This window comes from Streptomyces galbus, assembly GCF_005280195.1.
Classification (GTDB): Bacteria; Actinomycetota; Actinomycetes; order Streptomycetales; family Streptomycetaceae; genus Streptomyces; species Streptomyces galbus.
In genome coordinates, this window is record NZ_SZPR01000015.1 from 13,599 (window position 1) to 25,672 (window position 12,074).

Annotated in this window: 14 protein-coding genes; 8 read left to right on the plus strand and 6 right to left on the minus strand. The window is 72.7% G+C overall.

Annotation, left to right across the window (positions count from 1 at the left end; genetic code table 11):
• Positions 1-2: 2 nt before the first annotated feature.
• Positions 3-704 carry a response regulator gene (locus E4U92_RS18350; protein ID WP_137301525.1) on the plus strand — a complete coding sequence of 234 codons (702 nt, stop codon included), beginning with the start codon at positions 3-5 and terminating at the stop codon, positions 702-704.
• Positions 705-1,206: 502 nt separating this feature from the next.
• Positions 1,207-3,435 carry a protein translocase subunit SecD gene (secD, locus tag E4U92_RS18355; protein ID WP_229862987.1) on the plus strand — a complete coding sequence of 743 codons (2,229 nt, stop codon included), beginning with the start codon at positions 1,207-1,209 and terminating at the stop codon, positions 3,433-3,435.
• Between the two features lie 9 nt (positions 3,436-3,444).
• Here the strand turns inward: secD and E4U92_RS18360 are convergent, their stop codons facing one another.
• Entirely contained in the window at positions 3,445-4,410 is a 966-nt protein-coding gene (locus E4U92_RS18360; RefSeq protein WP_137301527.1) for a YihY/virulence factor BrkB family protein, read from the minus strand.
• Positions 4,411-4,565: 155 nt separating this feature from the next.
• Here E4U92_RS18360 and E4U92_RS18365 point away from each other — a divergent pair, with 155 nt between their 5' ends.
• From E4U92_RS18365 to E4U92_RS18380, 4 genes are all read left to right on the plus strand, one after another.
• Positions 4,566-5,372, plus strand: coding sequence for a restriction endonuclease (locus tag E4U92_RS18365; RefSeq protein ID WP_137301528.1), 807 nt, complete (start codon positions 4,566-4,568; stop codon positions 5,370-5,372).
• A 209-nt stretch (positions 5,373-5,581) separates the two neighbouring features.
• Complete coding sequence (locus tag E4U92_RS18370) at positions 5,582-6,220, plus strand: hypothetical protein (RefSeq protein WP_137301529.1); 639 nt, start codon at positions 5,582-5,584, stop codon at positions 6,218-6,220.
• 122 nt (positions 6,221-6,342) lie between these two features.
• The gene (locus E4U92_RS18375) at positions 6,343-6,777 is read left to right on the plus strand and encodes a hypothetical protein (protein ID WP_067228373.1); all 435 of its coding nucleotides are present in this window, start codon (positions 6,343-6,345) and stop codon (positions 6,775-6,777) included.
• 250 nt (positions 6,778-7,027) lie between these two features.
• A complete protein-coding gene (locus E4U92_RS18380; RefSeq protein ID WP_137301530.1) occupies positions 7,028-8,308 on the plus strand; it encodes a glycoside hydrolase family 16 protein in 1,281 nt (426 codons plus the stop codon).
• A 27-nt stretch (positions 8,309-8,335) separates the two neighbouring features.
• Here the strand turns inward: E4U92_RS18380 and E4U92_RS18385 are convergent, their stop codons facing one another.
• Both E4U92_RS18385 and E4U92_RS18390 read right to left on the minus strand, forming a co-directional pair.
• Positions 8,336-8,836, minus strand: a complete 501-nt coding sequence (locus E4U92_RS18385; protein ID WP_137301531.1) for a DUF6174 domain-containing protein — start codon at positions 8,834-8,836, stop codon at positions 8,336-8,338.
• Between the two features lie 56 nt (positions 8,837-8,892).
• Entirely contained in the window at positions 8,893-9,360 is a 468-nt protein-coding gene (locus tag E4U92_RS18390) for a winged helix-turn-helix transcriptional regulator (protein ID WP_137301532.1), read from the minus strand.
• A 113-nt stretch (positions 9,361-9,473) separates the two neighbouring features.
• On the opposite strand from E4U92_RS18390, the gene E4U92_RS18395 reads away from it, so the two are divergent.
• Both E4U92_RS18395 and E4U92_RS18400 read left to right on the plus strand, forming a co-directional pair.
• A complete protein-coding gene (locus E4U92_RS18395) occupies positions 9,474-9,968 on the plus strand; it encodes a PaaI family thioesterase (RefSeq protein ID WP_137301533.1) in 495 nt (164 codons plus the stop codon).
• 52 nt (positions 9,969-10,020) lie between these two features.
• Positions 10,021-10,323 carry a hypothetical protein gene (locus E4U92_RS18400; protein ID WP_229862927.1) on the plus strand — a complete coding sequence of 101 codons (303 nt, stop codon included), beginning with the start codon at positions 10,021-10,023 and terminating at the stop codon, positions 10,321-10,323.
• A 19-nt stretch (positions 10,324-10,342) separates the two neighbouring features.
• Here E4U92_RS18400 and E4U92_RS18405 read toward each other — a convergent pair whose 3' ends face one another.
• From E4U92_RS18405 to E4U92_RS18415, 3 genes are read right to left on the minus strand one after another with little or no spacing between them, the layout of a single operon-like run.
• The gene (locus tag E4U92_RS18405; RefSeq protein WP_137301534.1) at positions 10,343-10,660 is read right to left on the minus strand and encodes a hypothetical protein; all 318 of its coding nucleotides are present in this window, start codon (positions 10,658-10,660) and stop codon (positions 10,343-10,345) included.
• A complete protein-coding gene (locus E4U92_RS18410; protein WP_137301535.1) occupies positions 10,657-11,097 on the minus strand; it encodes a hypothetical protein in 441 nt (146 codons plus the stop codon). The genes E4U92_RS18405 and E4U92_RS18410 overlap by 4 nt, the downstream gene beginning before the upstream one ends.
• Positions 11,094-12,005, minus strand: coding sequence for a hypothetical protein (locus E4U92_RS18415; RefSeq protein WP_229862929.1), 912 nt, complete (start codon positions 12,003-12,005; stop codon positions 11,094-11,096). The genes E4U92_RS18410 and E4U92_RS18415 overlap by 4 nt, the downstream gene beginning before the upstream one ends.
• Between the last annotated feature and the right edge of the window lie 69 nt (positions 12,006-12,074).

A 12,074-nucleotide genomic window follows, 5' to 3' on the forward strand; every position in this document is an offset into this window, starting at 1 on the left:
CCATGCACGACACGACCACCACCGCCCCCGCGCACCCGGCGTCGCACGCCGGGACGAACGGCATCCGCATCCTGCTCGCCGACGACCACGCCCTTGTCCGCCGCGGCGTGCGGCTCATCCTCGACCAGGAACCCGACCTCCATGTGACCGCCGAGGCCGGGGACGGCGCCGAGGCCGTCGAGACGGCCCGCACCCACGACCTCGACCTGGCCGTCCTCGACATCGCCATGCCCCGCCTGACCGGACTCCAGGCGGCGCGCGAACTCGCGGCCGTCCGGCCCGGCCTGCGGATCCTGATGCTCACCATGCACGACAACGAGCAGTACTTCTTCCAGGCGTTGAAGGCCGGCGCCTGCGGCTACGTCCTCAAGTCCGTCGCCGACCGGGACCTGGTCGCCGCCTGCCGCGCCGCCATGCGCGACGAGCCGTTCCTCTACCCCGGCGCGGTCACCGCGCTGATCCGCACCTACCTGAACCGGTCCCACCACGGCGAGGAGACCCCGGACCGGATCCTCACGCCCCGCGAGGAGGAGGTCCTCAAGCTGGTGGCCGAGGGGCACTCCTCCAAGGAGATCGCCGAGCTGCTGTTCATCAGCGTCAAGACCGTCCAGCGCCACCGCGCGAACCTGCTGCACAAACTCGGCCTGCGGGACCGCCTGGAGCTCACCCGGTACGCCATCCGCGCCGGCCTGATCGAACCCTGACCGCCGCCGTGACCGGGACGCGGGCGCGCGCACGCGTGCGGGGGCTCCTGGGGACCGTCGTCTGCGCGCTGCTCACGATCCTCGGCACCACCGCACCGACCGCCCCGGCACCGGCGACAGCGACGGCCGGACCGACGACTGCCGCCCTTCTCCACCACTCCCACGCCGAGGCGCACGACGGCCAGGACGCCGCCCGCGCCGCCTCCGTGGCGACCCGTCACCCAGCACAGCGCGACCACCCCGCCCCACCGCGTCCGGCCCTGGCCGACGGCGCCGCGGACCCGGCCGTCGTCGCGCCCGGCCCTGCTCCGTGCACACCACCGGCCACCGAGCACCGTCCACCCCGGCGACCCCACCACCCCCGCGACCGCGATCGAGCACCCCCGCACCCTCCGGCATCCGACCTTCCCCGTCCGCACCTTCCTGCCGGAGATCCCCCTTGCAACCGTCCCACCGTTCCCGGTCCCGTTCGCGTTCCCGGTTCCGATCCCGTTCCGCACGGCTGAGGGCCCTGCTGGCCCTCGCCGTGCTCGCCCTCTCGGTGTACGTCGCCGTCGCCGTGCCCGTCCGGCTCGGACTGGACCTGCGCGGCGGGACCCAGATGGTGCTGGAGACCCGCTCCACCGCCGCCACCGACGCCGACCGCGAGGCCACCGACCGCACGCTGGAGGTGCTGCGCGGTCGGATCGACGCGCTCGGCGTCGCCGAGGCCGGCCTGGTGCGTTCCGGGGAGCGGCGGATCATCGTCGAACTTCCCGGGGTGCAGGACCCGGAGCGGGCCGCCGACGTCCTGGGCCGCACCGCGCAGCTCACCCTGCACCCGGTGCTCGGCGCCGCCCGGGACACCGCGGACGAGACGCCCGGGGCCCGGGAACGGGTCCTGCCCGACGAGTCCGGCACCGCCCTGCGGCTCGGACCCGCCGTGCTGACCGGTGAGCACGTCAAGGAGGCCGCCGCGCGCTTCGACCAGCAAGGCGGCGCCGGCTGGCACGTCACCGTCGACTTCGCGGGCGCCGGCCGCGCCGGCTGGGCCCGCCTGACCGGCGAGGCCGCCTGTCACCCGGCGGGCGCGCACCAGCGGCGGGTGGCGATCGTCCTGGACGACCAGGTCATCTCCTCCCCGCAGGTCGACCCGTCCGTCGGCTGCGGCACCGGCATCCGGGACGGCGCCACGCGCATCACCGGCTCCTTCGGCCCGGCGGAGGCCCGCGAACTGTCCCTGCTGATCAACGGCGGCGCCCTGCCGGTGCCCGTGGAGACGGTGGAGCAGCGCACCGTCGGCCCGACCCTGGGCGCGGCGGCCATCACCGCGAGCGCGTGGGCGGCGGCCGTCGGCACGGCCCTGACCGCGCTGTTCATCATGGTCGTCTACCGGCTGACGGGCGTCCTCGCCGCCGTGGCGCTCCTGTGCCACGGCCTGGTCTCCTACGCCGCCCTGGCCGCCCTCGGCGCCACCCTCACCCTGCCCGGACTCGCCGGGTTCGTCCTGGCGATCGGCATGGCCGTCGACGCCAACGTGCTGGTCTTCGAACGGGCCCGGGAGGAGTACGCGGCCCGCGGGCGCCCCAGTACCCGCTCGGCCCTGTCGGCCGGGTTCCGCAACGCCTTCAGCGCGATCGCCGACTCCAACATCACCACTCTGATCGCGGCCGGCCTGCTGTTCTTCCTCGCGTCCGGACCGGTGCGCGGGTTCGGCGTCACCCTCGGCATCGGCGTGCTGGCGTCCATGTTCAGCGCGCTCGTCGTCACGCGGGTCCTCGCCGAGTTCGCCGCGGGCCGCACCGCCGTGCACCGGCGCCCCGGGATCACCGGCATCGCGACCACGGGCGCGGTGCGCGAGCGCCTCACCCGCCGCAACCCCCGGCTGATGGGCCGGCCGCGCCGCTGGCTGGCCGTGTCCGCCGCCGCGCTGGTGCTCGCCGGGTCCGGGATCGCGCTGCGGGGCGTGCAGTTCGGCGTGGAGTTCACCGGCGGCCGGCTCCTCGAGTACGTCACCACCGCGCCCGTCGACCCGGACCGGGTGCGCTCCGCCCTCGCCGACGCCGGGCTCCCGCGCGCCGTCGTGCAGGCATCCGGCGACAGCGGCCTGACCGTGCGCACCGATCCGCTGACCCGGGAGGAGGAGGCCGAGGTCACGCGCGCCGTGCGCGGCCTCGACGGCGGGGCGGACCAGGTGCGCGACGAGCTGATCGGCCCGAGCCTCGGCGCCGAACTGCGCCGGGGTGCCCTGACCGCGCTCGCCGTCGCCCTCGCCGCGCAACTGCTCTACCTCGCCGCGCGCTTCCGCTGGGTGCTCGGCAGCGCCGCGGTGGTCGCGCTCGCCCACGACGCGGTGATCCTCATCGGCGTGTTCGCCTGGCTGGGCAAACCCGTCGACGGCGTGTTCCTCGCGGCCCTGCTCACCGTCATCGGCTACTCGGTCAACGACTCCGTCGTCCTGTTCGACCGGGTCAGGGAACTCGTGCGCGCGGCGCCCCAGGAGCCGCCTGCCGACACGGTGAACCGGGCGGTCCTGCAGACCCTCCCGCGCACCGTGAACACCGGGACGGGCGCCGCCTTCATCCTCACCGCGCTCGCCGTGCTCGGCGGGCCGTCGCTGGCGGACTTCGCGCTGGCGCTGCTCGTCGGCCTCGCCGTCGGCACGTACTCCTCGGTCCTGACGGCGGCGCCGGTGGCCCTCGAACTCGGCCGGCGCACCCGCACCGGGCTCGCCCGGCCGCGCCGCTCCTGACCGGCCGGGTCAGTCCCCGGGTCCGGGGTCGGGGCGTACGGCCTCCTTGATCCCGGCCCGGGCCGCCTCCAGTTGCGCGGCGAAGGCCACGCCCAGGAACAGCGCGATGCCGGTGACGTTGGCCCACAGCAGCAGGGCGATGAATGCGGTGAGCGGACCGTACACCGCGCCGAACGCGGAGCTGCGGCCGACGTACAGGGCCAGCAGCAGCGTCGCCCCCACCCACAGCACCAGGTGCACGGCGCTGCCGAAGGCGAGCCAGGTGTAGCCGGGCTGCCGGCGGCGCGGCGACCACCGGAAGATGACGGCGGAGGCCAGCCAGGCGAGGACCAGCCCCACCGGGATCTCCAGGACCCGCCACCAGCGCGGCCCGGAGTCACCCCCGCCCGAGCTGGCCGCCACCGCGTCACCGACCGCGTCCCCGGCGACCAGCACCACGAACCCGAGCACCATGGGCAGGCCCGCCGCGACCGCGAGGACCAGGGCGCGGGCGTACTTGCGCGGGAAGGGGCGGTCACGCTCGATGCCGTAGATGCGGTTGGCGCCCCGCTCCACCTGGCCCATCGCGGAGGCGAGATTCAGCATCGCGAAGCCGAAGCCCAGCCAGAGCGCCAGCGTGCTCCAGACGCCGCCGTGGGCGCTGTCGCGGGTCTCGGCGAACGCGTCGTCCAGGATGTCGGCGCCCGCGCCGGGCACGATCGCGCCCAGGCTCCGCTCGATCACCCGCCCCACCCACTCGGTGTGCACGGACGTCGCGAGGCCGACCAGGGCCAGCGTGAAGGGCACCAGGCCGAGCACGATCTGGAAGCCGAGCGCCCGGGCGTTCGTGAAGCCGTCGGCGTAGCGGAACCGGCTGAACGAGTCCACCAGCAGGCGCACCCCGCCGTAGTGCCGCAGGGCGGTCAGCGCCTCGTCACCGGAGAGTTCCTCCCCGATCATGTCCCGGGTCTGCGGGACGTGGACCGCGGTTCCCATCGCGCTCGCGCTCCTTCCGTTCGCGCCCCGCCCGCGGCGGGCCCCTGCTCGACCGACTGCCCCCAAACGGCCCGTTCACCGCGGGCGTTGAAGTATTCGATCTTGGGCAGACGGGATGACGCACATGTCCGCGGCTCCCGGGAGGCACGACCACGATGACCCTGCCCGTCCGTCCCACGGGACCGCAGCGCGAGCGGCGCTTCGACCTGCGCGTCACGGCCGCCTTCTTCGTGCTGCTCGCCCTGCTCGTCGTGCTGGCCGGTGCCGTCGCGCGGGCGATGGCGAGCGCGTTCGAGCAGCGGCCCGCGTGGATCCTCGCGCTGGCGGGCGTGGGCGTCGCCGTGGTGCTGCGCTGGGTCCGCCGCCGGCGCACGCTCTCCGCGTCCCGGCTCGCCCGGCAGGCCACCGAGACGCTGGAGCAGGCGGCGCGCACCGCCGTGGACGCGCTGGACGCCCCGACCCCGGCGCCCGTCCTGGTGGGCGCGGGCGGGGGCGTCATGACGGAGACGTGCCCGGTCGTGGACCCGGTGTTCGGGGCGGCGGAACCGGAGGCGGAGGTGGCGGAGCCCTGCCCGGCGGAGGACCCCTATGAGTTCGAGGAGGAGATAGCCGCCCTGTGCACGCGCGACGGCTGCACGGGGGTCGAGGTCGTGGGCGGCGCCGGGGACCTGGGCGCGGACGTGGTGGCGTGGACGCCCGACGGACGCCGGCTCGTCATCCAGTGCAAGCGGTACTGCGACGGGAACAAGGTCGGCTCCCAGGACCTCCAGCGCTTCGGCGGCACCTGCTTCACCGTCCACGAGGCGGACCTGGCCGTCGTCGTCACGACCAGCGACTTCACCCTGCCCGCCCTGGAGTACGCGGAGCAGTGCGGCATCCTGTGCGTCGGCGACGACGCCCTGCGCGGGTGGATGGCGGGCACGGCGGCCGCTCCCTGGCAGGCGCACCCCGCCGAGGGCTGACGGGGGACGGGCGCAGCAGGAGGCCACGCCCCACCCGGACGCCCCACCCGGACGCCCCACCCGAACGGGCCACCCGCACCCGGCGACGACCACCCGGCTCGCCGCCCCGGCTCGCCGCCCGGCGCGCCCCGACCGACGATGGGCCCACGGTCCCCGTGCCACCCGCGGGGCCGCGACGAGCCCCACGGTCCCCCACAGCGAGGAAGCCCATGCCGTCCCACCGCCGGATCCGCTCGCGCGGCGCGCGCCCGCGCCCCCTGCCCCTCCTGGCCCTGGCCTGCTCCTTGCTGGCCACCGGCGCCCTCACCGGCTGCAGCGACGACAGCGGCGGCTCCTCGAAGTCCACGGCCACGGTCGCCCCCAGTGCCCGCGACTCCGCCTCGTTCAGCGGCGAACTGCCCTCCGCGATCGCCTCCTCCGCCGCGTCCCGGATCGCGTCGGCGCGCGCCTCCGCCTCGGCGGCCGCCTCCTCGGTGGCGGCACGCGCCTCGGAGTTCGAGGCGTCCGTGTCGGCCGAGTTCGAGCGCAGGGCCACGGCGGCGAAGAAGGCGCTGCAGGGCGTCCAGGGCCAGGGGAACGCGATGTCCGACGTCACCATGAGCGGTCTGGCGCGGGCGGACACCGGCGGTGTGCTCGCGGTGCTGGTCCGGATCACCAACTCCACGGACAGCAAGGCGTCGTACGCCGTGCGGATCGACTTCGAGGACGCGCAGCACAAGGTCGTGGAGACGCGTTACACCGGCGCGGAGGACCTCGCCCCGGGCAAGCGCGAGCAGCCGATCGTCTTCAGCCACGAGCCCGCCGAGCCCAAGCTGACCCCCCGCCTGGCGCAGGCCCAGCGCTACTGACGACCCCGGCCCGCCACCGGTGGAACCCCCCTGGTGGGGGCCCTGGGGGCCTGTGGGAGGGTGTGCCGACGACCGGGAGGAACCTCTCGCCGGTCAGGCACGATCTCTCAGGAGCACCCCAAGTGAACGCGAAGCGCCGTCGGCTGTTTCTGGCCGCCCTCGACCCCCTGCTGGAGCCCGGGGAGCGGGTGGAGGTGACGACCATCGTGGGCCTCAGCTCCGTCTCGGTGCGCAGGACGGCGGCGTTCGCGGCGGCCTCGGCCCTGCTGAGCGGGGGCGCCATGGCGGTGGTCCCCACGCCGACGCCCATGTACCTGGCCATGACCGACCGCCGCTTCTTCGTGTTCCGGGCCAACCCCCACTTCGCCCGCCCGGAGGAGCACCTGATGACGATCCCGCGGGCGGGACTCGTGCGCACGGCCATCAAGGAGCGCCTGCTCAACTCGTCCTTCGTGGTGTCGTCCCCGTACGACCAGCAGGGCCTGAAGATCATCTTCCCGCTGATCAGCCGTCGTGAGCGCCACCTGATAGCGGCCGCCCTGCCCGTGGCCGCCTGACCTCGGGGGTCCGGTACGGACCGGCGTACAGCAGGTCCGTACCAGACTCTTGACACCCGTATTGCTCATCTCTTAAATCACGTAGTGAATTAACTCCTTCCGGCGAGGAACTCCCACCCCATCCCCACCTCCTGACGGGGCGACGGGCGCACCTGGTGTGCGCGGCCGTGCATGTCATGAACACGATATGTACGTGCAGGCGTGCGACCGACGCGGCCCGCCGGACCTCAGGCACGAACGAGGGAGAGTCATGCATCCCCCACGCCTGCGCCGACGTCTGCTGACGTCGCTCGTGTCGCTCGCCGCCTTCGCCTCGCTGTCGTCCGGGCTCGCCCAGGGCGCGCCCCCGGCGGGGTCCGGCGGCCCCGCTCGCCCCGCCGCTGCGGCCGCCGCGGCCGCCGTCACGTTCGCCGACGAGTTCGACGGGCCGGCCGGCTCGGCCGTGGACGCCGGGAAGTGGCAGACGGAGACCGGCGACAACGTCAACAACCACGAGCGGCAGTACTACACCGCGGGCAACCGCAACGCCGCCCTCGACGGACAGGGCCACCTGGTCATCACCGCCCGCCGGGAGAACCCCGGCAATTACCAGTGCTGGTACGGCCGGTGCGAGTACACCTCCGCCCGGCTCAACACGGCCGGCCGGTTCACCACCACCTACGGCCACGTCGAGACCCGGATGAAGATCCCGCGGGGCCAGGGCATGTGGCCCGCGTTCTGGATGCTCGGCAACGACATCGGCACGGCCGGCTGGCCCGCCTCCGGCGAGATCGACGTGATGGAGAACGTCGGCTTCGAACCGTCCACCGTGCACGGCACCATCCACGGTCCCGGCTACTCGGGCTCCGGCGGCATCGGTGCCGGGTACAGCCTGCCCGGCGGCCAGGCGTTCGCCGACGCCTTCCACACCTTCGCCGTGGACTGGAGCCCCAACTCGATCTCCTGGTCCGTCGACGGCACCGTCTACCAGCGGCGCACGCCGGCCGACCTGGGGGGCCGCCAGTGGGTCTTCGACAAGCCGTTCTTCATCATCCTGAACCTCGCGGTCGGCGGTTACTGGCCCGGTGACCCCGACGGCAGCACCACCTTCCCGCAGCAGCTCGTCGTCGACTACGTCCGCGTCAGCACCGACTCCGCCCAGCCCGGCACCGGCGGACCCATCACGGGCGTCGGCGGCAAGTGCGTGGACGTCGCCGGCGCCAACCCGGCGAACGGCACCCCCGTACAGCTCTACGACTGCAACGGCACCGCCGCCCAGCGGTGGACGGTCGGCAGCGACGGCACGATCCGCGCCCTCGGCAAGTGCCTGGACGTGGCCTCCGGCGGCACGGCGGACGGCACCGCCGTACAACTGTGGGACTGCAACGGCACCCCCGCACAGCAGTGGGCGACCCCGGCGGCCCGCGACATCGTCAACCCCCAGGCGAACAAGTGCCTGGACGCCACGGGCGGCAGCTCCGCCAACGGCACCCGGCTGCAGATCTGGACCTGCACCGGCGCCGCCAACCAGAAGTGGACGGTGACCCGTTGACCGGGTGACCCGGTGACGCCCCGACGCCTACCCGGACGCCGGCCGGTAGGCGTCGATCCCGTAATCGGCCTCGTCGTCGACGGCGTTCGCGTCCCAGTCGAGGGAGATGTGCAGGGGGCGTCCGTCGGGGGCGTACCGCGCCTCGGCGGTGGCGGCGTGCTCCGCGACGGCCCGGTCGAGGCGGTCCAACAGGTGCGCGATCGTGGGGACCTGCGGGAACACCTCCCGCGCCTGCCGCCGGCTGTCCTCGTCGAGACCGGTCACCTTTGTCACCCTGCCGTGCTCCACCCGCACGCGGAACTCCCCGGCGAGCACCTGGGACTCGGCCCTGAGCGTGTAGGAGTACGAGGCCGCCTCGCGCCAAGAGGTCTCGGTGCGGGGGGCCTTCGCGTTCGCGGTGGTCGTGGTGGCCCGCGTGGACTCGCAGGCCGCCGTGGCGGCGGCGAGGACGAGCAGCAGTCCGGCGGCTGACGTCCGGCGGGCGCGGATGCGGGTGCGGGTGTGCGTGCGGGAACGTCCGGCGGTCATGGGGGACCACTCCCTCGGGTCGGTTACCGCTGTGACGCCGGGGGAGGGGGAAACGTTCAGCGGGCCGCGTGCGCCGACGCCCCGGCCCGGGTGTACGCCTCGCGCGGGGTGAGCGCCCCGTGGCCGCCGGAGCAGACGACGACCGCCTCGGCCGGCTCGCCGCAGTCGCGGTGCAGGACGTCCAGGGGTGCTCCCTCGGGGTCCGCGGTGTACCGGTCGCCCCACTGCTTCAGGGCGATCATGACGGGCCACAGGTCCCAGCCCTTGCGGGTGAGCCGGTACTCGTGGCGGGTGCGGCTGCCGGGCTCGCGGTACGGGACGGTCCGCAGGATCCCGGCCGCGACCAGCTTGCGCAGCCGGTCGGCGAGGACCGCCTCCGACAGACCCATGTGACGGCGGAAGTCGTCGAAGCGGCGCACGCCGTTCATCGCGTCCCGCAGCACCAGCATCGACCACTTCTCCCCGATGAGGTCGAGCGTGCGCTGCACCGTGCAGTTCTCGGTGCTGGTCTCCAGCCAGGTCATGGACCCCATCGTAGGCTGGCTTCGGTGTTGACAGCCAGAGGTGCCACTGGCTAGCTTCGGATAGCGAAGTCAGTAGTCGGAGTTAGCACTCGGCCGGTTTCGGAGGAGACCCCATGGCGAGGTCACGCACCATTCAGTGGGAGGACCCGCAGGTCTCCGCGTCCGCGGTCGGCCGGGGCACCGGACTGGACTTCCTGCGGGACGTCCTGGCGGGGCGCCTGCCCGCACCGCCCATCAGCGCGACCCTCGGCTTCACCCTGGAGGAGGTCGAACCGGGCCGCGCGGTGTTCGCGATGGAGCCGGGCGAGGAGCACTACAACCCCATCGGCAGCGTGCACGGCGGCGTCTACGCCACCCTGCTGGACTCCGCGGCGGGCTGCGCCGTGCAGTCGGTCCTCCCGGCGGGCACCGGCTACACCTCGCTCGACCTCACCCTGAAGTTCCTGCGCCCCATCACCGTCGACACCGGCAAGGTCCGCGCCGTCGGCACGGTGCTCAACCAAGGGCGCCGTACAGCCCTGGCGCAGGCGGAGCTGTTCGACACCACGGACCGCCTGCTGGCCCACGCGACCAGCAGCTGCATGCTGTTCCCGGTGGCGGCGGTCTAGAGATCGTCGCGAAGGTTCGCTTCGACCAGGTTCGAAAGCATGGCCGGTCCCCGTGGCCGGTCCGACGACGGTCCTGTCCACCAATGGGGGCGGCAGTACCGGCAGGACCACGACGAAGCGCATCCTTGCCTCGCTGAGCGCCGCGGCGGTGCTGGCGACCGGCGCGGTCGCCCTGACGTCGGCGAGCGCGTCGGCGGCGAGCGGCTGCTGGGGAGACGCGGGCCAGAAGTCGTTCGGCGGCACCACGTGCACCGCCCGCTACTGCCACAACTACCTGGGCGACGTGGTCGGCTTCTACAGTTCGGACGACACCGGCTACCTGTACGAGCCCTTCCCCGGTCTCAGCATCTGCTGACGCCCGACTGGGGAAGCCCTCAGCCGAACAGCAAGCTGTAGAGGACTGCCGCGCCCAAGGCGCTGATCGCGCAGCCGACCAAGAGGCTGGCCGCGCCCCGGTTCAGGTTGTTCTCCTCGAACGCACCCAGCACGCTGAAGCAGAGCGCGATTCCGCGGCTCATCTCCAAAAGCCCGAGCACGACCAGCACGAGGCCGGCGGCGATGATCTCCCAGTGGTCCTGGAACGCGTTCCGAAATCTGCTGTGTTCCCGAGTGGCCAACACGTAGCCGACAGGAGTGAGGACGCAGGCGACGGCCGCAGCGACCCCGGACAGTTTGACCAATCGCTGAATCATCGGCACATCTCGCCTTCGATGGGGAACCGGGAGAGGCGTTGCCTGGCCGCGTGGGTCCGCTCCCTGTCCCACTCCTCGCGCCGGGCGATATGGATGAAGAGTTCGCGTAGCCGATTGACATCGCTCAGCATGACCCGCTCCTCCACGGCTGCCTGTCGGCGGACCCGAAGGATGACTGTGGCCTGGACCACGAGAACGCTCGCCAGACAAGCGGCAGCGACGAGAAGTGAGGCCACGATCCATATACCCCTCTCGCTCCCGGATCGATCTGAGGCGAGCAGTGCCGAGGAGACTGCCAAGAGCGCCAGGACGCCGCCCCCTGCCTGCGCGCGTCGCGCCACCCGTAGACGGTGGCGCGACGCGCGGATGACGACCAGGCGAGACTCGGACTCCGCGAGCACCTGCTCGAAGGCTTCACCGTCATCAATGGCCGTCATTCCTCGCTTCCCCTCTCAGCGAGCAATCCGCCGAGCGCGCTGTTGAAGTGACTGCGCAGGATGCCGAGTTGTTCATCATCAAGCTGGAAGAGTCGTGGCCGTAGCCGAGGCAGGAACTGGTGGCGGATAAGCCGGGAGCTCATGGGAAGCACCGCCAGCCGGATGGACGTTTCGTCCGCGAGATCACGCAGCAAAGTGCAGAATTCCGACTCGGGTACGGCCCCGCCCGGTATGTAGTGGTCGCGTGCCAGGTCGATACGGTCCCAGTACAGATCGCACTTCGTGACGGCGATCAGCATCCAGCGAAGACGCTTGGCGGCGCGCTGCTCGGTGATCCTCTCGCAGAGATCACGGAAGTCCTCGACCTCTTTGCGGAGGTGCCACGCGCGTACCGACTCCTCGTCGAAGTCCGGGTTCTGGGCACGCAGCGTCTGTTCGATGGCTCGCCGCCCGCTGGCCGCCCACGTCCTGTTGTGCCCCCAGCACACGACGTGGATGATGCCCTGTGGCGAGGCCGTGCCGCCCATGGTGGCGGACAGAGCGAGTTCTCGTTCCTGGGAAGCCTGCCCCGGAATGACGACCACCGACGCCTGTGCCCGCCGGGATCCGGAACGGAAAACCGTTCGATGCTTCTCGCTGTCGGGACTGCGAGTGCTGTCTCCGTCTCCGGTTTTGATTGCCTGAGCCAGGGCGTTGTACAGCACGGTTTTTCCGGCGCCCGCCTCCCCGGTGATGGCCACCGGGTTCTTGGCGAGGCCGACGCGTCCCTTCCCGAGGGACGACCCGTCACCGGGTGCGGGATATGCGCCGTCCACGGCCTGGCGAATGCTTTCCCACCTGGAGCGAACGTTGTCCCAATCGGCAGACATCTGCAGCCGTCCCCCCGTGTCAGCCACACGCGCGGCCATACGATACCCGTTCCCCACGTAGCCGAACCTGGCGCGAAAAGGGATCAAAGGGCGACCTCGATCGACCCA

What these genes read in the sequence shown, in the direction of transcription:
- E4U92_RS18405 (WP_137301534.1), bottom strand. Translation starts at nt 10,660, where the DNA reads ATGATTCAGCGATTGGTCAAACTGTCCGGGGTCGCTGCGGCCGTCGCC.
- E4U92_RS18365 (WP_137301528.1), top strand. Translation starts at nt 4,566, where the DNA reads ATGACCCTGCCCGTCCGTCCCACGGGACCGCAGCGCGAGCGGCGCTTC.
- E4U92_RS18390 (WP_137301532.1), bottom strand. Translation starts at nt 9,360, where the DNA reads ATGACCTGGCTGGAGACCAGCACCGAGAACTGCACGGTGCAGCGCACG.
- E4U92_RS18410 (WP_137301535.1), bottom strand. Translation starts at nt 11,097, where the DNA reads ATGACGGCCATTGATGACGGTGAAGCCTTCGAGCAGGTGCTCGCGGAG.
- E4U92_RS18380 (WP_137301530.1), top strand. Translation starts at nt 7,028, where the DNA reads ATGCATCCCCCACGCCTGCGCCGACGTCTGCTGACGTCGCTCGTGTCG.
- E4U92_RS18370 (WP_137301529.1), top strand. Translation starts at nt 5,582, where the DNA reads ATGCCGTCCCACCGCCGGATCCGCTCGCGCGGCGCGCGCCCGCGCCCC.
- E4U92_RS18360 (WP_137301527.1), bottom strand. Translation starts at nt 4,410, where the DNA reads ATGGGAACCGCGGTCCACGTCCCGCAGACCCGGGACATGATCGGGGAG.
- E4U92_RS18415 (WP_229862929.1), bottom strand. Translation starts at nt 12,005, where the DNA reads ATGGCCGCGCGTGTGGCTGACACGGGGGGACGGCTGCAGATGTCTGCC.
- E4U92_RS18395 (WP_137301533.1), top strand. Translation starts at nt 9,474, where the DNA reads ATGGCGAGGTCACGCACCATTCAGTGGGAGGACCCGCAGGTCTCCGCG.
- E4U92_RS18350 (WP_137301525.1), top strand. Translation starts at nt 3, where the DNA reads ATGCACGACACGACCACCACCGCCCCCGCGCACCCGGCGTCGCACGCC.
- E4U92_RS18385 (WP_137301531.1), bottom strand. Translation starts at nt 8,836, where the DNA reads ATGACCGCCGGACGTTCCCGCACGCACACCCGCACCCGCATCCGCGCC.